Origin of the sequence: Romboutsia sp. 1001713B170131_170501_G6 (assembly GCF_015668195.1) — a bacterium.
GTDB lineage: Bacteria > Bacillota > Clostridia > Peptostreptococcales > Peptostreptococcaceae > Romboutsia_C.
The window spans coordinates 1-23,424 of the sequence record NZ_JADPFC010000012.1; the positions used below are offsets into that span (position 1 = coordinate 1).

At 29.5% G+C, this 23,424-nt stretch carries 27 protein-coding genes and 1 tRNA gene; all 28 read right to left on the minus strand.

The genetic code is table 11. The features are described from left to right. Window positions 1-73 (minus strand) — tRNA-Lys (locus I4U89_RS14370). A gap of 447 nt (window positions 74-520) precedes the next feature. After that, window positions 521-1,810: an adenylosuccinate synthase gene (locus tag I4U89_RS14375; protein WP_195940974.1), complete on the minus strand. Its 1,290-nt coding sequence runs from the start codon at window positions 1,808-1,810 to the stop codon at window positions 521-523. Between the two features lie 78 nt (window positions 1,811-1,888). Then, window positions 1,889-2,194 carry a hypothetical protein gene (locus tag I4U89_RS14380; RefSeq protein ID WP_195940975.1) on the minus strand — a complete coding sequence of 102 codons (306 nt, stop codon included), beginning with the start codon at window positions 2,192-2,194 and terminating at the stop codon, window positions 1,889-1,891. Window positions 2,195-2,414: 220 nt separating this feature from the next. Beyond that, window positions 2,415-3,743: a replicative DNA helicase gene (gene dnaB, locus I4U89_RS14385; protein WP_092921655.1), complete on the minus strand. Its 1,329-nt coding sequence runs from the start codon at window positions 3,741-3,743 to the stop codon at window positions 2,415-2,417. A 24-nt stretch (window positions 3,744-3,767) separates the two neighbouring features. Beyond that, entirely contained in the window at window positions 3,768-4,217 is a 450-nt protein-coding gene (gene rplI, locus I4U89_RS14390; RefSeq protein WP_195940976.1) for a 50S ribosomal protein L9, read from the minus strand. Further along, window positions 4,218-6,212: a DHH family phosphoesterase gene (locus tag I4U89_RS14395; protein WP_195940977.1), complete on the minus strand. Its 1,995-nt coding sequence runs from the start codon at window positions 6,210-6,212 to the stop codon at window positions 4,218-4,220. Between the two features lie 11 nt (window positions 6,213-6,223). Beyond that, window positions 6,224-7,180 (minus strand): DUF2232 domain-containing protein, encoded by a 957-nt coding sequence (locus I4U89_RS14400; RefSeq protein WP_195940978.1) that lies wholly within the window; start codon window positions 7,178-7,180, stop codon window positions 6,224-6,226. 7 nt (window positions 7,181-7,187) lie between these two features. Continuing rightward, window positions 7,188-7,508 (minus strand): MazG-like family protein, encoded by a 321-nt coding sequence (locus tag I4U89_RS14405; protein ID WP_092921663.1) that lies wholly within the window; start codon window positions 7,506-7,508, stop codon window positions 7,188-7,190. A 93-nt stretch (window positions 7,509-7,601) separates the two neighbouring features. Beyond that, complete coding sequence (gene rpsR, locus I4U89_RS14410) at window positions 7,602-7,829, minus strand: 30S ribosomal protein S18 (protein ID WP_092921665.1); 228 nt, start codon at window positions 7,827-7,829, stop codon at window positions 7,602-7,604. Window positions 7,830-7,845: 16 nt separating this feature from the next. Next, entirely contained in the window at window positions 7,846-8,295 is a 450-nt protein-coding gene (locus tag I4U89_RS14415) for a single-stranded DNA-binding protein (protein WP_195940979.1), read from the minus strand. A 34-nt stretch (window positions 8,296-8,329) separates the two neighbouring features. Further along, entirely contained in the window at window positions 8,330-8,608 is a 279-nt protein-coding gene (rpsF, locus tag I4U89_RS14420; protein ID WP_092921669.1) for a 30S ribosomal protein S6, read from the minus strand. Window positions 8,609-8,879: 271 nt separating this feature from the next. Then, on the minus strand, window positions 8,880-10,082 hold the full coding sequence (locus tag I4U89_RS14425) for an aminotransferase-like domain-containing protein (protein WP_195940980.1): 1,203 nt from the start codon (window positions 10,080-10,082) through the stop codon (window positions 8,880-8,882). Window positions 10,083-10,180: 98 nt separating this feature from the next. Then, on the minus strand, window positions 10,181-10,369 hold the full coding sequence (locus I4U89_RS14430) for a DUF951 domain-containing protein (RefSeq protein ID WP_195940981.1): 189 nt from the start codon (window positions 10,367-10,369) through the stop codon (window positions 10,181-10,183). A 15-nt stretch (window positions 10,370-10,384) separates the two neighbouring features. Beyond that, window positions 10,385-10,648: a DUF3343 domain-containing protein gene (locus tag I4U89_RS14435; protein ID WP_195940982.1), complete on the minus strand. Its 264-nt coding sequence runs from the start codon at window positions 10,646-10,648 to the stop codon at window positions 10,385-10,387. Window positions 10,649-10,735: 87 nt separating this feature from the next. Beyond that, a complete protein-coding gene (yedF, locus tag I4U89_RS14440) occupies window positions 10,736-11,326 on the minus strand; it encodes a sulfurtransferase-like selenium metabolism protein YedF (RefSeq protein ID WP_195940983.1) in 591 nt (196 codons plus the stop codon). Between the two features lie 247 nt (window positions 11,327-11,573). Then, window positions 11,574-12,866, minus strand: a complete 1,293-nt coding sequence (locus I4U89_RS14445; RefSeq protein ID WP_195940984.1) for a helix-turn-helix domain-containing protein — start codon at window positions 12,864-12,866, stop codon at window positions 11,574-11,576. A gap of 247 nt (window positions 12,867-13,113) precedes the next feature. Next, the gene (locus I4U89_RS14450; protein WP_195940985.1) at window positions 13,114-14,256 is read right to left on the minus strand and encodes an aminotransferase class V-fold PLP-dependent enzyme; all 1,143 of its coding nucleotides are present in this window, start codon (window positions 14,254-14,256) and stop codon (window positions 13,114-13,116) included. Window positions 14,257-14,276: 20 nt separating this feature from the next. Beyond that, a complete protein-coding gene (locus tag I4U89_RS14455; protein WP_195940986.1) occupies window positions 14,277-15,152 on the minus strand; it encodes a ParB/RepB/Spo0J family partition protein in 876 nt (291 codons plus the stop codon). Between the two features lies 1 nt (window position 15,153). Further along, on the minus strand, window positions 15,154-15,927 hold the full coding sequence (locus tag I4U89_RS14460; protein WP_195940987.1) for a ParA family protein: 774 nt from the start codon (window positions 15,925-15,927) through the stop codon (window positions 15,154-15,156). 105 nt (window positions 15,928-16,032) lie between these two features. After that, entirely contained in the window at window positions 16,033-16,818 is a 786-nt protein-coding gene (noc, locus tag I4U89_RS14465; protein WP_195940988.1) for a nucleoid occlusion protein, read from the minus strand. A gap of 157 nt (window positions 16,819-16,975) precedes the next feature. Next, window positions 16,976-17,695, minus strand: a complete 720-nt coding sequence (rsmG, locus tag I4U89_RS14470) for a 16S rRNA (guanine(527)-N(7))-methyltransferase RsmG (RefSeq protein ID WP_195940989.1) — start codon at window positions 17,693-17,695, stop codon at window positions 16,976-16,978. Continuing rightward, complete coding sequence (gene mnmG / locus I4U89_RS14475; protein WP_207744200.1) at window positions 17,688-19,583, minus strand: tRNA uridine-5-carboxymethylaminomethyl(34) synthesis enzyme MnmG; 1,896 nt, start codon at window positions 19,581-19,583, stop codon at window positions 17,688-17,690. The genes rsmG and mnmG overlap by 8 nt, the downstream gene beginning before the upstream one ends. Window positions 19,584-19,665: 82 nt before the next feature. After that, window positions 19,666-21,045: a tRNA uridine-5-carboxymethylaminomethyl(34) synthesis GTPase MnmE gene (mnmE, locus tag I4U89_RS14480; RefSeq protein ID WP_092921693.1), complete on the minus strand. Its 1,380-nt coding sequence runs from the start codon at window positions 21,043-21,045 to the stop codon at window positions 19,666-19,668. A gap of 127 nt (window positions 21,046-21,172) precedes the next feature. After that, a complete protein-coding gene (jag, locus tag I4U89_RS14485) occupies window positions 21,173-21,799 on the minus strand; it encodes an RNA-binding cell elongation regulator Jag/EloR (protein WP_195940990.1) in 627 nt (208 codons plus the stop codon). Next, window positions 21,771-22,472, minus strand: coding sequence for a YidC/Oxa1 family membrane protein insertase (locus I4U89_RS14490; RefSeq protein WP_195940991.1), 702 nt, complete (start codon window positions 22,470-22,472; stop codon window positions 21,771-21,773). Before I4U89_RS14490 ends, jag begins: the two co-directional genes overlap by 29 nt. A 29-nt stretch (window positions 22,473-22,501) precedes the next feature. Next, window positions 22,502-22,753, minus strand: coding sequence for a membrane protein insertion efficiency factor YidD (gene yidD, locus I4U89_RS14495; RefSeq protein ID WP_243279224.1), 252 nt, complete (start codon window positions 22,751-22,753; stop codon window positions 22,502-22,504). 31 nt (window positions 22,754-22,784) lie between these two features. Continuing rightward, on the minus strand, window positions 22,785-23,135 hold the full coding sequence (gene rnpA, locus I4U89_RS14500; protein WP_195940992.1) for a ribonuclease P protein component: 351 nt from the start codon (window positions 23,133-23,135) through the stop codon (window positions 22,785-22,787). A 79-nt stretch (window positions 23,136-23,214) separates the two neighbouring features. Then, on the minus strand, window positions 23,215-23,349 hold the full coding sequence (gene rpmH, locus I4U89_RS14505) for a 50S ribosomal protein L34 (RefSeq protein WP_092921702.1): 135 nt from the start codon (window positions 23,347-23,349) through the stop codon (window positions 23,215-23,217). Between the last annotated feature and the right edge of the window lie 75 nt (window positions 23,350-23,424).

A 23,424-nucleotide genomic window follows, 5' to 3' on the forward strand; every position in this document is an offset into this window, starting at 1 on the left:
TGACCCATCCGCGACTCGAACGCGGGACACCCTGATTAAAAGTCAGGTGCTCTACCGACTGAGCTAATGGGTCATTTCCTTTTTGCCTTTCGGCTTGTTCGTGTTTCTCTCACTCACAAATATTATTATATTAGGTTCATACACTTTCGTCAACACTTTTTTTACATTTTTTTATATTTTTTTACTTTTTTGGGTATTTTTCTACCAAACCCAGTAAATAACAGTGGTTCAGAGATTAACTTTTTATTAAAAATTACTTAATTTTAAATATTTAATAATTATATGACCTATATTTTTTAAAAATTAGGGTATAAATAATAATTTATAGGTAAATATTTTAATTAACATTTTGAGCAATGGACAAAGTCTTTTACGATATTAGCAAAGCAAGTTTTTATTTAATATTTATAAAATACCTTTAGATACAAATATCTAAAAATTTTTTTCTATTTTTAAATTTAAAGTAATTTTATATATGCTAAAAAAGTGTAGTGGATATAATCCACTACACTTATGTATATTAAGCAAATATATTTTTTCTTATTATAGTTTGAGCTCTGTTTGGTCCTACTGAAACCATGTCTATACTAACTCCAACTATTTCTTCTATTCTATCTATATACTTCTTAGCATTTTCTGGAAGATCTTCATATCTTTCTATAGTTGTTAAATCTTCATTCCATCCATCTAATTCTTCGTATACAGGTTCACACTTAGCTAAATCTTCTAATGATGCTGGGAAGTCTGTTATTATCTTATCTCCCATTTTGTATCCTGTACATATATTTATTTTTTCGAATCCACTTAAAACATCTAATAACATGAATGATATACTAGTTAATCCGTTTACTCTTGCAGCATATTTAACTATTACAGCGTCAAACCATCCACATCTTCTAGATCTTCCTGTTACTGTACCAAACTCATGACCTTGGATTCTTATTCTTTCTCCTATTTCATTGTCTAATTCAGTAACAAATGGTCCTTCACCAACTCTTGTAGTGTATGCTTTTACTATACCTACAACATCTTTTATCATGTTTGGTCCAACACCTGCTCCTATAGAGAATCCTCCTGATGTTGGATGAGAAGATGTAACGTATGGGTACGTACCTAAATCTAAGTCTAGTAATGTTCCTTGTGCACCTTCGAATAATACTTTTTTACCAGCTTTTATAGCATCATATACTACAACTGAAGTATCTGCAACATTTTTTCTTATTTGATCTGCATATCCTAAATACTCATTGTATATAGTTTCAAAGTCAAACATTGCTTCTTTTCCGTATACACCTTGAACTAATTTATTCTTAGCATCTATTTGTGCTTTTAATTTTTTAGCAAATATGTCTTTATCCATTAAGTCACATATTCTTATTCCTGATCTCTCAGTTTTATCCATGTAACAAGGTCCTATACCTTTTTTTGTAGTCCCTATTTTGTTATCTCCTCTAGCTTCTTCTGCTAGTGCATCTAATTCCTTGTGGTATGGGAATACAACATGAGCTCTATCACTTACTTTTATATTACTAGTATCTATATTTTCTTTATTTAAAGTCTCTATCTCTTCTAAAAATCCTTTTGGATCAAACACTATACCATTTCCTATTACATTTATAGTGTTAGGATTTAATACTCCAGATGGTATTAGACGTAAAGCGAATTTTTTGCCATCTACAACTAATGTATGTCCTGCATTATTTCCACCTTGTCCTCTTACTACTACATCTGCTTGTGTAGCAAGGTAATCTATAACTTTACCTTTTCCTTCGTCTCCCCATTGAGATCCTACAATCGCTACTGTTTTCATATAACTCACCTCTACTATAGATTTTCGAACACTTTACCAATACATTTTATCAAACATTCGATACATTTTCAAACTTTTTTATTTACACTTTAAGTTTAATATGTATTTTTTTATATCTTCTAAGCTATTTAAACCCTTTATTGTTCCTTCTGATTTTTCTATACCTTTTATAAATTTTTCTACTTCTCCTATTTTAGATACACCTAAAATTTCTTTATTTTCTCCAGACATTGTATCCATCATCATAATCTTATAGTTAGATTCTTTTTTGCAGTAAAATACTAATGTCTCTTTTATATTATTATCAATTATTCTAAATAAATTTATTTCTTTGTTTATTTCTATTATTTTTGGATATATATATAATACATTTATATGCAACACATTTTTCCCCCATAAAAAATTTGTATTTATAAATATTAAGTTGTAAACAATAAAAGCAAGCTAATAGCTTGCTTTTTTTTGTACTTATTCACATTTATCAACAGGTTACATGTGGATAATGTGGATAAGTGTTTTTGTATTTTTCAACATTTATGATTTTTTTCCTACATTTATCCACACACTTTAACCAATTTCAAAGAAATTTCTGTGGATATCTTATTTACATATCCCTAGATTTATCCGCAAATTTTTGAACTTCGCCAAGCCAAACTAGTTCTACTGCACCAGTTTCACCATGTCTATTTTTAGCTATTATTACCTCTCCTATGTTCTTTTTTTCTGAATCTGGATGATAATATTCATCTCTATATAAAAACATTACTATATCAGCATCCTGCTCTATTGCTCCAGATTCTCTTAAATCTGATAGCATAGGTCTATGATCTGCTCTTTGCTCTGGTGCACGAGATAGCTGAGATAATGCTACTACTGGACAATTAAGTTCTTTTGCGATTATTTTTAGAGATCTTGATATTTTTGATATTTCTTGCTGTCTACTTTCATTATTACCTTCACCTTCCATAAGTTGAAGATAATCTATAAGTATTAAATCTAATCCTTGCTCTATTTTAAGCTTTCTACATTTTGATCTTAATTCTGATATTTTTATACCTGGAGTATCATCTATATATATCTTAGCATTAGATAAAACTGCCATAGAATCTATTATTCTAGGCCAGTCATTTTCTCCTAGCTTTCCTGTTTTTAACTTTTTAAGCTCTACGCTAGATTGTGATGATAACATACGTTGAACTAACTGTTCTTTAGACATCTCTAAACTAAATACAGCTACAGATGCATCACCTTTTAGTGCTGCATTTTGGACAAGATTTAATGAAAACGCAGTTTTACCCATAGCCGGACGAGCTGCTATTAATATTAAGTCTGTTCTCTGTAATCCATTTATCTTTTTGTTTAAGTCTTTAAAACCAGTCGTTATTCCTGTTATTTCACTTTTTGATGTGTATAGATGTTCAATCATATCATAAGTATCCATTAGTACACTGTTTATAGATTTAAAATCATCACTAGCTTTTTCTTGAGATATATCAAATATCTGTTTTTCTGCTTTTTCTAATACATCTTCTATTTTCGAGGAACCTTCATATCCTAAGCTTATAATTTCATTAGATGCTTTTATAAGTTGTCTTAAAACTGATTTTTCCTTCACTATATCTGCATAATACTTCACATTAGATGTTGTAGGGACAATTGTTGATAAACTTGTTATATAACTTATGCCTCCTACATCATCTAAATGTCCTTCTTTTTTAAGTTCTTCTGTTAGGGTTATTAAGTCTATTGGTTCACCTTTATTACTTAACTTTATCATGCATTCATATATGATTTTGTGAGCTTCTTTGTAAAAGTCATTTGGCTTTATAGTTTCACTCACCGTTATCATTGCATCTTTATCAAGTAATATAGATCCTAATATAGACTGTTCTGATTCCACACTATGTGGAGGAATTCTAGTCATATCCTCCATTGTTTATCACCTCAAGTGTCTTTTCTATTGTTTCTCTTTTACATCTACTCTCATCTTAGTAGTTACTTTTTGATGTATCTTTATCTCAACGAATCTTGAACCTAAAGCTCTTATTGGTTCATCTAAGTGTATTTTTCTCTTATCTACTTCTATAGAGTGTTGTTTTTTTATTTGTTCTGCTATATCTTTAGATGTTATTGATCCAAATAATCTTCCACCATCACCAGCTTTAGAGTATATAACAACATTTAATTCTTCCATTTTCTTTCCTAATTCTACTGCTGCTTCGTACTCTTTTTGAGCTTTTATTTCTTCAGATTTCTTCTTTTCACCTAATTCTTTTACTGCTGTATTATCTGCTACAACTGCTAATTTCTTTTTAAGTAAGAAGTTTCTTGCGTATCCATCACTTACTTCTTTTACTTCACCTTTTTTACCAGTTCCTTTAACGTCTTTTAATAATATAACTTTCATCTATTTCTCCTCCTTTATGCATTCGTCAATTATATCTTGTACCATTGAATATGCAGTTTTTAATGAAACACCTTCTAATTGAGCACCTGCTATATCCTTGTGCCCTCCTCCGCCTAGTTTTTCCATAAGAACATGTACATTGGTTTCTCCTAATGACCTTGCACTTATGAATATTTTATCATCTTTTTTTCCTAGGACAAATGATGCTTCAACTTCCTTTATATTTAATAATTCATCTGCTGCTTGTGCTATTACTATATTTATGTTATCTGCTACTCTTTCTGTATAAGCTAAACAGATTTTTCCATAAACTATCTTAGCACTTTGTATGATTTCAGCCTTAGTTATAAAATCACTTATGTCTGAGTTAAATAGCTTTTTGACTTCTACAGTATCTGCACCTACTTTTTTAAGATATGATGCAGCTTCAAAGGTTCTTACCCCTGTTTTGAAGGCGAAATTTTTAGTATCTAGCGTTATACCAGCTAATAAGCCTTCTGCAGTTAATTTGTTTATTTTTACATTATCCTCCATGTATTGAACTAGCTCAGTTACCATCTCACATGTAGATGATACGTATATTTCATGGAATAAAAGTACCGTATCATTTATAAATTCAACACCTCTTCTGTGGTGATCTATTACTACGATTTTATCAGATATACCTAAGAGTTCATTACATTCTGTAAAATTAGGTCTATGAGTATCAACTACTACTATAAGTGTATTTCTCGTACAACTTCTTATAGCTTCTTCGCTATCTATAAATATTCCATCATAATAATCTGAAGATTCTATTCTATCTACAAATATATCTATTGATTCATTTGTACTGTCTAGAACTATATTGGCTTTTTTACCGCAAGATTTACATATATCATATATTCCAACTGCCGACCCCATAGCATCCATATCTGGATATTTATGTCCCATTATATATACATGATCACTTTCTAATATAATTTCTCTTAGTGCATGACCTATTAATCTTGATTTTACTTTTGTAGTTTTTTCTACTGCTTTAGATTTTCCACCGTAGAATACTGACTTATCTTTAGTTTTTATAACAGCTTGATCTCCACCTCTACCTAAAGCTAAATCAAGAGCTCCAGAGGCTAATTTTAAATTTTCATTTATTGAATCTCCATCTACACCTATTCCCATACTTATGGTAACAGGTAATGTATTTCCATAGTCTATTTCTCTTATTTTATCTAGTACAGAAAATTTTTCACTTTCTAGCTTTTTAAGTTCTTTTTTGTTCATAACTAAGAAAAATTTATCTTTTGATGTTCTTTTTAATGCTGACTTAGATGTATTTTCTAAATTAGAAAGAATTCTTTCTATTTCAACATTTATCATTGGTCTTTTATCCTCTGATGCACTTTTTAACACATCATCGTATCCATCAATCTGAATCAACATCATAGAATTTTTCTCATCTTCATGCTTTTGCTGTAAATTTAGATAATCTGTCTTATCTAACCAATATAACATCATTAGATATTTTGCATTTTTTTCTTGATCATTTTTTACAACATTGTATACTACGGTATAATCTCTGTCTTTATACTTTACATCTGTGTACATTTCTTTATTTTCATTTAAAACTTTTCTAAGATCTAGATTTTTTACTATATCATCAATGTTTTCACCTAATAAATCTTGTGTTTCCGTCATCTGATGGAATTTATTATTGTACCAAGATATTTTTCCATCAAATTCTAATATACAAAGTGGAATAGGCAAATTCATTATTGCTTTTTTTGTTGTTTCATCTATATCTAAAGATAGATTTTGAATGTAATTATTCCATTCCTTTCTTCTAATATTAGTAGTTTTCCAGTTGTGGAAAACTATATATAAGAAAATAAGGAAAAATAAGCAACCTACATAAAAATCATATAAAAGTAGTGCTGTACTCGCTACACCTATAATTAATATGTATACATTATTTTCTGGCATATTAATTTTCAAGGCTGGTTTGTTCCTCATTACTTCCCTCCTTACGCAGATTTATAGCTTCTTACCTTTCTAAAATCTATTACACTATCTAACATCCCTAAGAAAGATATACCCATAAATCCGAATATATATAGGATTAATCCTGATATAAATATATTTTTTATTTGACTAGCTTTAAACCAATTTCTTAGGTAATATACAGAAACTGCTATACCCTGAGCCATAAACATAAAATTAAAAACTAGTTGAAGATTCATTATGATTAAATCACCATGAAAATTTAAGCCTAACATATCAATTAAGAAAACTAGTATGTATAGCATAAGTGACACCATTACTGGATTTCCCGGTAAATAAAAATCTCTAAATTTAGGCATTTCTAAATTTACCATTCTTATTCTTTTTAATATAAATACCTCAATGTAGTATGTAACAAACGCTAATACTATCCCCTGTAAAAATAGCATTGTAGGTAAAAGATTTTGTGCAAAGGTAATTACATCTTCTACTTTTAATCCACTACTTACATCTACACCTGCATCACCTAAAATTTGAAGCTGAACACTTACAGCTTCCTTCATACCATTCATAAAGTTATCTAATAAATTAGTTTTGAACACCACATTTGCTATAGTATAGAAAATTATAGTTGAAATTATAACTATAATTGTTCCTGCATATATAGGTTCAAACTTATTTTCTTGACCTTCTTTTATGTTTTTTCTTGCAATACTACCTATAACTATCCCAGGAAGTACGCTCATAATACTAATACTCACAGCATATGTTATATCTACACCAAATATAAGTATTAAAAAAGTAATTATCAAAGATAATATTGAGTACTTATTATTACTTATGGTTCCTATTATTGCATAAGGTACTGGTATTAAAAAACTTAGTACAGCAAATATAGGAACGTATGCTGTTATTAGAGCTAATAATATCCCTAGCGTAACTATCATCGATACTTGCGATAGTTTTACTTTATCATTCAAATTAGATTCACTCCTTATTATCTATATGTTTTTTGAGTTCAGATAACTCACCATACCATCTTTCTATACTATGATTCTCATTTATTCCTAGTTTTATCTTTTCTTTTATTTTATAATCCATTTCGTTAAAACTAATTCCCAATCTTTTTGCTAAAAGGTATGTTATCATTATAATATTTGCTAAAGTATCTTGTAATGCCTCATCTAAAGGCTTTACTCCTTTAAACATTAAGTTAAACAAATCCCCTACGCTCATTAACAACTCTGTTTTCATCCATTCCATTATTTTAACGTTTCTTGCTATATCGGAATTCCTATCTAATCTCACAGTTGCCCCCTCCTTAATATATAAATATTATATCATAAATCATAGTAGATTTAACTAGAATAACAAAAAAACGAGCCATAAGGCTCGTCCTTCTTATTCTACAGTGTATGGTAAAAGTGCTATGTTTCTAGCTCTCTTTATAGCAACTGTTAATTCTCTTTGATGCTTAGCGCATGTTCCAGATATTCTTCTTGGTAATATTTTACCTCTCTCAGTTACATATTTTTGTAATCTTTGAGTGTTTTTGTAATCTATCTTAACGTCTTTTGAAGCACAGAATTGACAAACTCTTCTCTTCTTACGTCTCTTCTTGTTTATCATAACATTTCCCTCCTTTTTAGAATGGTATATCGTCGTCATCTATAGCTTGGAAACCTTGAGGGTCTAATCCTTGTGGTTCAAACGTAGGCTCGAAACTAGGTTCAAATCCTGGTTGATTTCCTTTATTATACGAATTTTCCGATTTATTTCTACTATCTAAGAACTGTACTCTGTTAGCATTAACTCTAAACGCTCTTCTGTTTTCTCCAGCTTGGTTTTGATATACATCCACTCTTATTGAGCCTTGTACAGCTACTAAACTTCCTTTACCGATATAGTTAGCGCAATTCTCTGCAGATTTGCCCCAAACTTGTATATCTATAAAATCCGTTTCTCTCTTACCATCTTTGCCTGAGAATTCTCTATCAATAGCTATTGAGAAATTAGCAACAGGAGTTCCACTTCCTGCGATGTATCTTAACTCTGGGTCTCTTGTTAATCTACCCACTAAAACAACATGGTTCATAATAACACCGCCTTTTACATAATAAAACTAGTCATTAAGCAGCAACTATCATGTGTCTTATTACGTTTTCGTTTATCTTTAAGTTTCTATCTAATTCTTTTGGTAATTCAACACCAGCGCTGAAGTTTACTAATACATAGTGACCTTCGTTGAACTTAGCTATTGGGTAAGCTAATTTTCTAGTTCCCCATACGTCAACGTTAGCTACTTCACCGTCAGTAGATATAACTTCCTTAACCTTGTTAAGTACAGCTTCTCTAGTTTCTTCATCAGCATTTGGCTTTACTACGAAAACTAATTCATAATTTCTCATTATCTTTTCACCTCCCTTTGGACTTAACGGCTCTACTTCGTAGAGCAGAGAAATGAGATTAAAATCTCATACTTACACATTTTATCATTACTAAAGATAATTGTCAATTTATATTTCTTCATATATTATGGTAAATTTTTTTGTTTTTAATACGTATATATTAAATTATGATGGATAATACTATTTATATATAGCCCCCATAACTTAAATATATTTCATCCCAATCTCCCCTAAAAAAGAGTGACCGTAGGTCACTCTTTTTTTATACTATCTATGCGTTTGCTTCTACTTCCATATATTTCTTTAAAACTTTACCTAATCTCTTGATTCCCTCAACTATTTTCTCATCTGTAGATGTTGAGTAGTTTAATCTAAAGCAATTTTCTTTTCCACCATTAGGGAAGAATGATCCCCCTGGAACATATGCAACATTATTTGCTATACAATCTTCCATTATAACTTTTGAATCTAAATGCTTTGGTAATTCTACCCATGTGAATAATCCGCCTTCTGGATGAGTATACTCTAAACCTTCTGGGAATTCTTCTTTAATAGTTTTTAACATAAGATCTCTACGTCTTTTATAAACTTCTTTTAATTTTTCAACATGTTTATCTAAATCATATAATTCTATGTATTTACTAACTTCTCTTTGAGATATACTAGATGCTTGTAGGTCTGCTCCTTGTTTGACGAATATAAATTTGCTTAATATTTCATGAGATGCACATGTCCAGCCTATTCTATATCCTGGACAGAATATTTTTGAAAAGCTTCCTAGATATATTACCAATCCTTTATTATCCATTGATTTTAAAGATGGTAATGTATCACCTTCGAATCTTAATTCACCATATGGGTTGTCTTCTATTACTGGTATTTCATATTTATTTATAATTTCCATGAACTTTTTACGTCTTTCCATCGGCCAAGTTCTTCCTGTTGGGTTTTGGAAATCTGGTATTACATATATCATTTTCACTCTATCAGTTGTTTCTAATATTTTTTCTAACTCTTCCATTATCATTCCATCTTTATCTGTTGGAACTTCTATGAATTTTGGTAAATATGCTTTAAAAGCATTTAATGCTCCTAAGTAGGATGGACTTTCACATAAAACTACGTCACCTTCGTCTAAGAAAACTTTCCCTGCAAAGTCTAATCCTTGTTGTGAACCATTAGTTATCAATATATCATCCTTTGTTACATTAGTTTTAGCTTTACTATTCATTCTATCAGCTATTTGTTCTCTTAAAGGAGTATAACCTTCAGTTGTAGAGTATTGAAGAGCTGATCTTCCATCCTCTTCTAAAACCATAGTAGAAATCTTTTTCATTTCCTCTATTGGGAATAATTCTGGAGCAGGTAATCCTCCAGCAAAAGATATAACCTCTGGTTTTTCCGTCAACTTTAAAAGCTCACGTATTTCTGATCCTTTTAACCCTGCCATTCTCTTTGCAAATTTAACTGCCATAATTAAAGCACCCCCTGAAATTGTTTACCCTGTACTTTAATTATAGCAACGCCAAATTTGATTCGATACTCTCTTTGAAATTTTCTGAATTTTCTATTTTATTCTTTTGTAATTATCTTTTTTACTCTTTTTTCAAAAGTTTCTCTGTCTAGCATTATTTCTCTAGAGCATTTGGTGCATTTTATCTTTACATCCATACCAACTCTAGTTATTTCGAATTCTTTATTTCCACAAGGATGTTGTTTTTTCATTTCAACAACATCTCCTAGCTTAATACTTATAGGCATCTAAATTCACTCCTTTTAAACTATCTCTGTTGCTTCTTTTTTTCCATTTTCTAACTTAACTATTTTATATATACCTTTATATTCTACATCACTTTCTTTTAAAGTTTCTTTTACTTTTTCTATATCATTGTATAAAAATCTTATTGAAATTCCACAACTAGCCGTTATCTCTCTTGGTGTAGGTAATGTTGTACATACTATTTCCTTTTCCTTTAATAACTTCTCTGTTCTTATTGCATGATGTGTTGAGTTAAATGATACTATATACATTTCATTCATTGTTTTTCCTCTTTCTAATCTAGTTATTATAAATATTATTTTATATAAATAAGGCTACATATACAATATGTAACCTTATTATGTCCATTATATAGATATAGTTTGTAATGAGTTATTCATTACTTCTACAATATTATACATATTAGTAACTGTACCTACTTGTAATGATTCTTTTAAATTATAATAATCTAAACATGTACCACAAGATAGTACTTCTACTCCATTACTTTCTAGTATTTTTAAGTTTTCTACTGTAGCTTCATTTACTGTTGTAAGTCTTACTCCTGAATTGACAAATACTATGTGTTTTGGATATGGCTTAGTTTCTGTCAAAGTGTATATATATCCTTTTATAAGAACTTCTCCTAGTTCATCATTTCCTTGTCCCATTTTATCTGAAGATATAAATATACACTTATTATCTAGATCGACCTTCGTGTCTTCTTCTATTTTTACATTTTCACCTTTTATTATTTCAACTACTATTAAATCTTCTTCTTCTCTTAAAACGCTACTTTCACAATTAGATGACTTTGATAACTTTATTATATTTTCTTTTGCCATTGTATTATCTACTGTGACTCTTATAACTCCATTTTCTAACTTATCTAATTCTTTCTTTGTATTTATTACTGGCTTTGGACACGCTAGTCCTCTTGCATCTATTTCTATTAGCATAATATCCTCTCCTTACATATTCCTTAAAATAATTCTATCACATATGTAAATTTAAACGTTATAGATTATTTCTATACAATTACTTATCAAATTAATTTTAATTATAAGAAATTTATTTCTTTGATTTTATCGAAATACACGGCTAACTTTCAAATTGTTTATCTTATGACTTAATTTCAAGATGAATATCCTATAAACTTATTAAAAATAAAACAGATATAGCAAATGCTATATCTGTTTTATTTTTCTATATTATTTCTAAATTTTTATATAAAACTACCCCTTTGTGGTAGTACTCTAATTCTTTTTCCTTAGATATATTTGAATATAATTCTCCTAACTCAATATATAATTCAGCTAGTGTTTTAGTATCTCCCAATTCAGATACTATGTTTGCACACTTATATAGGTATTCTATAGCCGATGTATTTTCATTTTGTGCTTTGTGTATCTTAGAATACAACTTTAAAGCTTTATATTCGTTGCACTTGTTTTTTGATTTTATAGATAATGCTAGCGCTACTTTACAATACTTTTTAGCTTCTTCAAAATCTTTATTTTCAATATATGCATCTACTATTTTAGATAAACTCTTTATAGTTATCTTATCTTCACTATTTTTATTTATATTATAGGCTTTTTGAGAATACTCTAAAACCTTATCTATATTTCCTAGGTTTTTATATATATCAGATATTCTCAGATAAACATTTGCTATTCCTGATTTATTTTCTTCTTCCTCTAATAACTCTAATGCCCTTTTAAAACATTCCTTAGAATCATCATACTTTCCAGCTCTTAAGAAATTATTAGCCTTTAATAACAACATATCTATTTCTTCTTTTATATTATTTTGCATTTCTATATCACTAATCTTATTTATATAGTATAAAGACTTTTCAGAGTCATTTAACTTCATGTAAGAATATGCCATATTACTATATAAATCTTTATGAATACTCATATCTTCGATTTGACCCTCTAGCAGTAAGTCCTCTGCAAATCCTAGATGTGTTATAGCACCTTTGAAAAATGCTTCTTGTACATATACTTTTCCTATATTTAAATAACATCTAAATATATTTTCTTTATCATTATCTTTTATAAAATAATACAAAGCTTTTTCTAAATTTCCAACTACAAGATTATAGTCTTCTTTTTTTAGATTGATTGTTCCTAATAAAAAATTACATTTCCCATAATTATCTATTAAATTAAATTTTTTGCATATACTTAAAACTTTATTTATTAATTCTTCCGCTTTTTCAAGTTCTCCTCTTTTTATATGAATTTCACTTTGAAGAATTAAGTTATCTGTTATCCTTCTAGATTGCATTTCTTTAGTCTCTAGTAAATAGTCTACACTTACTTCTAACTTTTGTGATAAGTAATCTAATAACTCATGACTTGTATGAGATTTATCTCTCTCTATATGACTTATTTGAGCTGCTGTTATTCTATCTCCAGCTAACTCTTTTAATGTCATATTTTTTTCTTTTCTTAGTTTCTTAATTTTCTCTCCTAAGCTTAGAATGTCCATATTAAAATTTCCCCCTTGAAACCATTTTCTTATAAGATGATTATAACTTAAATTTATATTAAAAACACTATGTATTTTGTAATATTTTACCTATTTATGTAGGTTTAATTAAATTTTCTTTTAGTTTTTTGTTAATATAAAGCAAATTTAACTTTATTTTCAATTTATATATTTTAAAATTTATCTATGTACTTTCATAAAAAAAGGTGTCTTAAAAATTATTTTAAGACACCTTTTTTTTTATCTGTTAGTTATTTTTAGAAATTTCTTTTAAAGCCTCTACGGCTTTATCTATTTCTTCTTTAGTATTAAAGTACCCTAAGCTAAATCTAACTGCACCTTGCTCTAGGGTTCCTAAAGTTTTATGAGCTAATGGCGCACAGTGTATACCAGATCTAGTGGCTATATCATATTCACTATCTAGTATAAAAGTTATCTCTCCAGAATCCATATCTCCAATATTTATTGCTATAACTGCTGCCCTTTTTTTGCTATCTTTAGTACCATATATCTTTATATTAGGAACTTCTTCTAATTTATCTAACATATACTGACATAGTTCTTCTTCATGTAATCTTATATTATCTATACCTTTTTCTAATATAAATTTTACTCCTTCATTTAATCCTGCTATTCCAGGAGTATTGTGTGTTCCAGATTCATATCTATCAGGAACTATTTCAGGTTGAAATAAGTCCTCTGATTTACTTCCTGTTCCACCTTCTTTTAAAATATCTACACTAAGGCCTTCTCTTATATATAAGATACCTGTTCCTTGAGGTCCAAGTAAGCACTTATGGCCTGGAGCAGCTATCATATCTACATTCATATCTTTTACATCAATAGAATACACTCCCGCTGTTTGTGATGCATCTACTAAGTATAATATATTATTTTCTTTAGCTATCTCTCCTACGGCTTTTATGTCTACTAAAGTTCCTACTACATTTGATGCATGAGTAGTTACTATTAATTTCGTATTTGGTTTTATTGCATTTTTTATATCATTTACGTCTAAGAAACCTTCTTTATTGCAGTTAACTATTGTATTTGAGATTCCTCTTGCTTCTAGGGATTTTATTGGTCTTATTACAGAATTATGCTCCATACTTGTTGTTATTATATGGTCGCCTTCTTTGACAGCACCTTTTATAGCTAAATTTAATGAATCAGTAGCATTATTTGTAAATATTATATTCATAGGATTATCTATATTAAATAACTTTGCTATATTTTCTCTTGCGTCATAAATCTCTCTTGCTGCCCTCATAGCCATTTTATGTCCAGCTCTTCCTGGATTAGCACAATATTTTTTCATACAATCCATTATAGAATCATAAACTTGCTCTGGTTTAGGGTATGTAGTTGCAGCATTGTCTAAGTAAATCATATAAATTTCCTCACTTTACATTAATTATCTTCAAGCATCATTGATATTATATTATTTAATTCTTCATCATTATAATATTCTATCTCTATTTTTCCCTTTTTCTTCCCTTTTGATATATTTACTTTTGTTCCAAATATATTCATAAGTTTTTCTTCTACATCAACTATAAATATATCTTTCTCTTTTATTTTCTTTGGTACTTCTTTTGTATTATTTTCTGCAATAGTTTTAACTAAATTTTCAGTTGCTCTAACTGAAAGCTCTTCTTCTATAACTCTCTTTGCTAATTCTTCTTGTAACTCTTTGTCTGATATTCTAAGTAATGCCTTACCATGGCCAGCTGTCATTTGACAACTTTCTATCATCTTCATTACTGCTTCTCCAAGATTTAATAACCTTAAAGTATTTGTTATATGTGGTCTACTTTTTCCTACTGCTTCTGATATTTCTTCTTGAGTGACTTTATAATGGTCTATTAATCCTTTGTAAGCTAAGGCTTCTTCAATAGAGTTTAAATCTTCTCTTTGTAAGTTCTCTATCAAAGCTATCTCCATTATATCTTTCATTGGTATATCTTTAATAACAACAGGAACTTCTTTTAATTTTGCCATCTTAGATGCTCTGTATCTTCTTTCTCCTGCTATTATCATATATTTGCCATTTTCATCTGGCTTTACTACTATTGGTTGTAATACCCCATAGTTTTTTATAGATTCTGATAAAATTTGTATTTTCTCTTCATCAAACACTTTTCTTGGCTGAGTTTCATTAGGATATATATTCTTTAATTCTATACTTATTATATCTTTACTATCTATTCCTTCTTTAATTTCTGGAATTAAGGCACTAAGACCTCTTCCTAATCTATTTGTTCTTTTAGACGATTTTTTTTCCATATTATATTATATCCTCCTCTAAATCTATGAACTCTTCTGCTAAGTCCATGTATGCCTCTGCTCCCCTGCATCTTGCATCATAATATATAACTGGCTTTCCATGACTAGGTGCTTCTGCTAATCTAACATTTCTAGGAATTAATGTAGTATATACACTTCCCTTGAAATACCTTTTTACCTCTTCAACTACCTGTATTGATAAATTAGCTCTTCCATCAAACATACTAAGGACTACTCCTTGTATCTCTATATTGGGATTAAGTCTAGATTTAACTAGCTTTATAGTTTCCATAAGCTGACTTACACCTTCTAGCGCATAATATTCACACTGTATTGGTATTAATACACTATCTACTGCTGTAAGACAGTTTATAGTTAGCATTCCTAATGAAGGAGGACAATCTATAAATATATAGTCATAATCTTTTCTTACGCATTCTATAGCATTTTTTAATACATATTCTCTTTTGTCCATATTAGTAAGCTCTATTTCTGCTCCTGATAACTCAGTTGCTGAAGCAATGGTATCTACATTTTCAAACTCTGTAGGTAAAATTGCCTCTCTTATATCTACATCATCTAACATTACTTCATATATAGTGTTTTCTACCTCTTTTTTCTCTATTCCATATCCACTAGTTGTATTTCCTTGTGGATCTAAATCTAGCACTAGTACTTTTTTACCCATCTTTCCTATACTTGCACTTAAATTTACATTAGTTGTAGTTTTTCCTACTCCACCTTTTTGATTAAAAACTGCTATAACTTTTCCCACAAGATTTCCCCCCTTGTTTCTTCTAAAATTCACTTTTTCAAATTTTATAGTATAAAATTTTTAATTCTAATTTTGATAAAAAAAGGCTACTGCCAAGCAGTAACCTTACTTTTTAGGAATTTTTACAACAACCTCCATATAATCGCCCTTATCTACTTCGTTATATTTAGCCTCAATTCCTGTTCCTATTATAGCATCGAAGGCTTGCTTCATAGTATTTAAGTATATTCTTATAGCCATTGAACTTTTTATATTTTGCTTTTTCTCTGGCTCTTCAGTTTCTTGTAAATCTTCTAATATATCCTTTATCAACTTTTCTGTTTTCTTTACAGTTAGCTCATTTTTTATTATTTTATCTAAGACATCCTTCATTAACTCTTCATTTGGTAACTTAAGCAATGCTCTTGCATGTCTTTCTGTTAGGTTATTTTCTACTAATTTTATTTTTATATCACTTGGCAATCTTAGTATTCTAAGTTTATTAGCTATAGTAGATTGATTCTTTCCTAACTTTTCTGCCAGTTGCTGCTGTGTAAAATCATGTTCTTTTATTAAATTTTCATACCCCATAGCCTCTTCTATAAAATTTAAATCTTCTCTTTGTAAATTCTCTAGCAGTGCTAATACAGCAGAATATTCGTCAGACATGTTATTTATAATAGCCGGTATTACTGTTAGATTTGCCAATTTAGCCGCTCTAAATCTTCTTTCTCCAGCAATTAATTCATACTTTTCATCTTTAACTCTAACTGTTATTGGTTGAAGTATTCCATAAACTCTTATAGAGTTGCTTAATTCCTCTAATGCTGACTGTGAAAATACTTTTCTTGGTTGATATGGATTTGGAACTATATTTTCTATAGGTATCTCCACAACTCTTTTTTCTTCCATAACATCCCTCTCTTATTAGATATAAATATATTTGAATTTCATTATTTACTTACAAATTAATACTGCATTAGATACATATGAGTATACTATTTCTGCATGTAATTATATAATCCTTCTATTTTGTTTTATTTTTAATATATTTTTAATATACCTATCTCTATTTTATAGGACTTTTTGCAGGTTTACCTGCTTTTCTAGGATATTTTTCTGGAGTATTTCTTACTTTTTTGAAAACTAATATATTGTGGTCTAAATCAGTTTCTGGAAGTTCTACATCTATTTTTTCAATAAATTCCAATCCTAAGACATCCATAGCAGCTTTTGACTCCTCTAGCTCTAAGTTTGCATTAGGTCCTTTTAAACACACAAAATATCCTCCAACTTTAACAAATGGTACACAGAATTCCATAAGTATAGGTAATCCTGCAACAGCTCTTGCAGTTGCTATATCATATTGTTCTCTATACTGTTCTGACTTGCCGAAATCTTCTGCTCTACCGTGTATAAACTCCATATTAGTTAAACCTAAAGTATTACTAACTTCTTTTAAGAAGTTTATTCTTTTGTTTAATGAATCTAAAAGAGTTACATTAGTATTTTCTAAGCAGATTTTTAATGGTAATCCTGGAAAACCTGCTCCTGTACCAACATCTATTATAGACATTCCATCTTTTATATACCCATTAACTACAGCTGAAACAGAGTCCAAGAAGTGCTTTATATACACTTCTTTTTCCTCTTCTATTCCAGTAAGGTTCATCTTTTGATTCCAGTCGACTAGTAACTCTCTATAAACCTTAAAATCATTTAACATTTTATCGCTTGGCTCTATTCCAAAATCCTTTAGACCTTGTCTTAGCATTTCCGTATTATTCATCTTTTCCCCCTCTAGTTCTTCTCATTTGTTCTAAGTATATAAGAAGTACTGATATATCAGCTGGTGAAACCCCTGATATACGAGATGCTTGACCTATTGAAACTGGCTTTATATCATTAAGTTTTTGTCTTGCTTCTATTCTTAAACCATCTATAGTTGAATAGTCTATAGTTTCTGGTAACTTTTTGTTTTCAAGCTTTTTAAATTGCTCTATTTGCTTTAATTGCTTGTCTATATATCCTTCATATTTTGTCATTATTACACATTGTTCTTTCACTTCATAGTGAACATCTTCTCCAGCACCTTTTCCTATAGCTTCGATTAAGTTATAGTTAACCTCTGGACGCTTTAAAAATTCATATAAAGATAATCCTACTTTTATTTCAGATGCTCCCATTTCTACTAAAAGGTGATTTACTTCCTTAGGAGTAACTCTTTCTGTTTTTAATCTCTCTAACTCTTTTTCTATCTCAGCTTTTTTATCTAAGAATCTATTGTATCTACTTTCTGTAACTAACCCTAAGTCATATCCTTTTTGAGTAAGTCTCATATCTGCATTATCTTGTCTTAAGTATAATCTATACTCTGATCTAGATGTCATCATTCTATAAGGTTCATTTGTTCCTTTAGTAACTAAGTCATCTATTAAAACACCTATATAAGCTTCTGATCTATCAAGTACAAATGGCTCTCTTCCTTGTATTTTACATGCTGCATTTATACCAGCTATAAGACCTTGGGCTGCTGCCTCTTCATATCCTGAAGTACCGTTAAACTGTCCCGCACTAAATAAGTTTTCAACACCCTTTATTTCAAGTGTTATTTTTAATTGAGTAGGATCTATGCAATCATATTCTATTGCATAAGCAGGTCTCATTATCTTAGCATTTTCAAGACCTTGAATACTTTTATACATTTGTAATTGTACTTCATAAGGTAAACTAGTTGATATCCCTTGGATGTACATTTCTTTTGTTTCTCTACCTTCTGGCTCTATAAATATTTGATGAGATTCCTTATCACTAAATCTAACAACTTTATCTTCTATAGATGGGCAGTATCTTGCTCCTGTACTTTTTGCCTGTCCACTATACATTGCTGTTCTGCTTAAGTTACTTGTTATTATTTCATGAGTTTTTGTATTTGTTCTTGTTAAATAACAAGGCTCTTGATCTATATTTATTTCATCACTTAGGAAAGAGAATGGTGTTATTCTTTTGTCACCCTCTTGTATTTCCATCTTAGTGAAATCTATACTATCTCTGTGAATTCTAGCAGGAGTTCCTGTTTTGAATCTTCTCATATTTAATCCTAAATCCACTAGATTATCTGTTAAATGCTTTGAATAACCTAATGCATTAGGTCCTTCATTAATAGTTAATTCTCCTATGAATATCTTAGAGTTTAAGTAAACTCCTGTTGCTAATATTACAGCTTTAGCTTCATATTGGCATCCAAGTTTAGTAACTACTCCAGTAACAGTTTGACCTTCATGTAATATATCTACTACTTCATCCATTACTATATCTATATTAGGTTCATTTTCTAAAGTAGCTTTCATTTCCGTATGATATCTAAATTTATCTGCTTGCCCTCTTAAAGAGTGAACAGCTGGACCTTTCGCAGTATTTAACATTCTACTTTGTATAAGTGTTTTATCTGCATTTACACCCATTTCACCACCTAAAGCATCTATTTCTTTTACTAATTGACCTTTACCTGTTCCTCCCACTGATGGGTTACATGGCATTAGTGCAATAGAGTCTAAAGACATAGTTACTACTAGTGTTTTATGTCCCATTCTGGCAGTTGCTAAAGCAGCTTCACATCCGGCGTGACCTGCTCCAACTACTATTACATCATATTTTCCTGCTTTGAAATCTATCATGTCAGTATCCTTTCTACGTTTATATTTATGTTTCACGAAAAACTTTTTTATAATTGCTTATCTGCATTTTATATTATACACTTTATTTTCCGATACAGAAGTTACTAAATATAGTATCTAATAGGTCTTCTTTTACTGTGTCTCCATTTATATAACCTAGATAATCCCATATATTCTTGAAATCAACCTCTATAAAATCATATGGAAGGAATGTATCTATTGCATTTATAGCATCATTTATAGATTCATATGATTTTAATAATGCATCTTTGTGTCTAGAGTTAGTTATTACTAAGCTAGATGAATTTTTAACACTGCCTTTATAAACCATAGATTCTATTTTATCATATAATTCTTCAATTCCTTCATGTTTTAATGCTGATGTTCTTATTATATTTTCTTCTTTTACATACTTAGCTAATACATCTTCCTCTATTTTAGGTTCTAAATCTGTCTTATTTAATATAACTATAGTTTTCTTATTTTCTAGGTTTTCTAGTATTTCTATATCTTCATCAGAAAGATTTCTCGATGAATCTAATACCATTATAACTAAGTCTGCACTATTAAATGATTCTCTTGATTTTTCTACACCTATTTTTTCTACAACATCTTCTGTTTCTCTTATACCTGCTGTATCTACTATTTTTAGAGGTATTCCTTTTATATTTACAAACTCCTCTATAACATCTCTAGTTGTTCCTGGTATATCTGTAACTATAGCTCTATTTTCTCCTAATATAGAGTTAAGTAATGAAGATTTTCCAACGTTTGGTTTACCAACTATTACTGTCTTAAGTCCGTCTCTAAGTATTTTACCACTTTCAGCCGTATCATATAATTTTTTAATTTCTATTCTTATTTCTTCAGCTTTTTCTTTAAGAGTTTGATATGTTATTTCTTCTATATCCTCTTCTGAAAAATCTATTGCAACTTCTAAGTGTGCTAATACTTCTGTTACTTTTCCTCTTAATTCTTTTATCTTACTTGATAAAGATCCTTCTAGTTGGTTTTGAGCTACTTGATGAGCCATATCAGTTTTAGCTTTTATTACATCTATTATTGCTTCTGCTTGAGATAAATCTATTCTTCCATTTAAAAATGCTCTTTTTGTAAATTCTCCAGGTTCAGCTATCCTTACATCTTTAGATAATATAAGCTCTAATATTTTCTTTACTGAAATAAATCCTCCATGGCAGTTTATTTCTATAACGTCTTCTGCAGTATATGAATTTGGTCCTTTCATATAAGCTAATAAAACTTCATCTATAACGTCTTCACCGTCTACTATATTTCCGTATATTAAAGTTCTAGTTTTATATTCACTTATTGTTTTTCCTGACATAGATCTAAATATTTCATCTGCTACTTTCAGTGCTTTTTGACCACTAATTCTTACTATACCTATACCACCTTCACCTGGTGCTGTTGCAATCGCTGCTATAGTATCATCTATAAACAAGTTAATCACCTCTTATTATTTAGTTAATTTATTATTAATTTCGTTATCTTTAATTCTTTCCTTAATCTTAACATTATATAAAATAAATAACAAAAATAAAACCCCCTATTACATAGGAGGTTAAATTTTATCTTTTATACTCTATTACTAATCTTCTATATGGATCTGTTCCCTCGCTATACGTAGTTACATACTTATCGTTTTGAAGAGCTGAGTGAATTATTCTTCTCTCATATGGATTCATATAGTCTAATTTCTTTATTTTTTTAGTTCTAGCTACTTCTCTAGCTGCTTTATTAGCATATCTTATTAAAGATTCTTCTCTCTTTGATCTGTAGTTTTCTATATCTACAAGCACTCTCATATGCGAGTTTTTATTTATTTTATTAAGCGCTAATCCTGTAAGGAATTGAATTGAATCTAATGTTTCCCCTCTTCTTCCTATTAAACATGCAGCTTCTTTTCCTTCTATGTCTACTTTAATTAAATTATTATCTTGAGTAACCTTAACCTTAGCCTCTACATTAGAGTTCTTAAGTATATTTTCAACAAACTCTTTAGCTATATCTGACTCAGTTTTAATAACTTTGAATCTGTATAGACCTTCCTTAGCACCTATAAAACCTAAGAAACCTTTTGTAGGTTCTTGTACTGTTTCTATTTGTAAATCTTTTTCAGATACTTTTAGCTCTTCAATTGCTTGGCTTATAGCATCTTCCTTACTCTTACTTCTTATTTCTATGCTTTCCTTCATCTATTACTTCCTCCTTAGAATTAGCTAACTTAGCTTTTAAAGGATTCATTACTAAATAATGTTGTGCAATTGAGAATAAGTTACCTACTGTCCAATATAATGTAAGACCTGCAGGGAACGTGAATCCCCAGAATAACATCATCCCCGACATGAAGTAAGTCATTATCTTCATTGAACCTTGTTGCTGATCCTTTGGCATCATTATCATTTGCATTAAAAATGTAGTTGCCCCTGATAATACAGCTAATATAATATCTGGTTGAGTTAGATTTTTTATCCAAAGAAACCCTTCAGATGCAGTCGCAAGTGTTGCTTTATCTTGGAAAACACCGTAAGTAACAGGATCTCTTAATACTGTAAATAATCCTATTAATATAGGCATTTGTATTAATAGTGGTAAGCATCCTGCTAATGGATTTATCTTAGCTTCTTGATATACCTTCATTAACTCTTGTTGTTGCTTTTCTGGCTTATTTTTATACATTTCTTGTATCTCTTTTATTTTAGGCTGTATATCTTGCATAGCCTTTGTAGACTTAGTTTGCTTTATTGTAAGCGGTAATAATAAAACTTTTACAAAAATTGTGAATACAATTATTGAAAGACCATAATTTCCAATAAAGTCAAAAATTGTCTTTAACACAACACCTAATAAATTACTTATAATACTCAACTGTTATACCTCCTAGAGTATATTCTGTTTTATTTTAAAGGATCGTAACCTCCTGGATGAAAAGGATGGCATTTCGATACTCTTTTTACTGTTAAATATATTCCTTTTAATAGCCCGTATTTTTTAAAAGCTTCTATAGAATATTGTGAACATGTTGGATAAAATCTACATGTAGGTCCTTTTAATGGAGATATAAATTTTTGATAAAATCTCACTAGATAAATACATAATTTCGCTAAGTATATATTTATTTCCTTCATTATAGCAATTATTTTTTTCAAATTTTAAAATGCCTCCATATTTAGACTTTTATTATTCACTTAATCTTAAGTTTGCTTTTTTTACCAAATATTTTACAGACTTTTCAATATCTTTATATTCAGCCTGATTACTTGCTATCCTTGCTATAAAAACTATATCATACCCACTTTTAACGTTTTCATCTACATTTAATCTATATGATTCTCTTATTCTTCTTCTTATCTTATTTCTAACAATTGCTTTACCTACTTTTTTAGATACTGATATACCTAATTTAGTATCATCTGATTTGTTATCTAGTACATACATTACCAGATACTTAGTTGCAAAAGATTTGCCGTGTTTATACACTTTTCTAAAATCAGAGTCTTTTTTTAAGCCTTTTGTTTTCTTGAAGTCCATATTAAACCCTCCGTAAACACAGCTTGTAAATATAGTTTCTACACAAAAAGGCCACCTTTACAGCGGCCTCTCTCAATGATTAATGAGTTAATCTCTTTCTTCCTTTAGCTCTTCTTCTCTTTAACACGTTTCTTCCGTTAGAAGTTTTCATTCTTTTTCTGAATCCGTGTTCTTTTTTTCTTTGTCTTTTCTTTGGCTGATAAGTTCTTTTCATTACATACACCGCCTTTCAAATTTTATTTCCGTTTATTTTCCGTTTATAAGAATAATAACCTTACCCTCAAAGTAA

Excerpts from the sequence above, each read along its gene's own strand:
- I4U89_RS14375 (WP_195940974.1), bottom strand. The coding sequence starts at position 1,810 with ATGAAAACAGTAGCGATTGTAGGATCTCAATGGGGAGACGAAGGAAAA.
- dnaB (WP_092921655.1), bottom strand. The coding sequence starts at position 3,743 with ATGGAGGATATGACTAGAATTCCTCCACATAGTGTGGAATCAGAACAG.
- rplI (WP_195940976.1), bottom strand. The coding sequence starts at position 4,217 with ATGAAAGTTATATTATTAAAAGACGTTAAAGGAACTGGTAAAAAAGGT.
- I4U89_RS14395 (WP_195940977.1), bottom strand. The coding sequence starts at position 6,212 with ATGAGGAACAAACCAGCCTTGAAAATTAATATGCCAGAAAATAATGTA.
- rpsR (WP_092921665.1), bottom strand. The coding sequence starts at position 7,829 with ATGATAAACAAGAAGAGACGTAAGAAGAGAAGAGTTTGTCAATTCTGT.
- I4U89_RS14415 (WP_195940979.1), bottom strand. The coding sequence starts at position 8,295 with ATGAACCATGTTGTTTTAGTGGGTAGATTAACAAGAGACCCAGAGTTA.
- rpsF (WP_092921669.1), bottom strand. The coding sequence starts at position 8,608 with ATGAGAAATTATGAATTAGTTTTCGTAGTAAAGCCAAATGCTGATGAA.
- I4U89_RS14425 (WP_195940980.1), bottom strand. The coding sequence starts at position 10,082 with ATGGCAGTTAAATTTGCAAAGAGAATGGCAGGGTTAAAAGGATCAGAA.
- I4U89_RS14430 (WP_195940981.1), bottom strand. The coding sequence starts at position 10,369 with ATGCCTATAAGTATTAAGCTAGGAGATGTTGTTGAAATGAAAAAACAA.
- I4U89_RS14435 (WP_195940982.1), bottom strand. The coding sequence starts at position 10,648 with ATGAATGAAATGTATATAGTATCATTTAACTCAACACATCATGCAATA.
- yedF (WP_195940983.1), bottom strand. The coding sequence starts at position 11,326 with ATGCTAATAGAAATAGATGCAAGAGGACTAGCGTGTCCAAAGCCAGTA.
- I4U89_RS14445 (WP_195940984.1), bottom strand. The coding sequence starts at position 12,866 with ATGGACATTCTAAGCTTAGGAGAGAAAATTAAGAAACTAAGAAAAGAA.
- I4U89_RS14450 (WP_195940985.1), bottom strand. The coding sequence starts at position 14,256 with ATGATTTACTTAGACAATGCTGCAACTACATACCCTAAACCAGAGCAA.
- I4U89_RS14455 (WP_195940986.1), bottom strand. The coding sequence starts at position 15,152 with ATGGAAAAAAAATCGTCTAAAAGAACAAATAGATTAGGAAGAGGTCTT.
- noc (WP_195940988.1), bottom strand. The coding sequence starts at position 16,818 with ATGGAAGAAAAAAGAGTTGTGGAGATACCTATAGAAAATATAGTTCCA.
- rsmG (WP_195940989.1), bottom strand. The coding sequence starts at position 17,695 with ATGAATAATACGGAAATGCTAAGACAAGGTCTAAAGGATTTTGGAATA.
- mnmG (WP_207744200.1), bottom strand. The coding sequence starts at position 19,583 with ATGATAGATTTCAAAGCAGGAAAATATGATGTAATAGTAGTTGGAGCA.
- jag (WP_195940990.1), bottom strand. The coding sequence starts at position 21,799 with ATGAAGGAAAGCATAGAAATAAGAAGTAAGAGTAAGGAAGATGCTATA.
- rnpA (WP_195940992.1), bottom strand. The coding sequence starts at position 23,135 with ATGGACTTCAAGAAAACAAAAGGCTTAAAAAAAGACTCTGATTTTAGA.
- rpmH (WP_092921702.1), bottom strand. The coding sequence starts at position 23,349 with ATGAAAAGAACTTATCAGCCAAAGAAAAGACAAAGAAAAAAAGAACAC.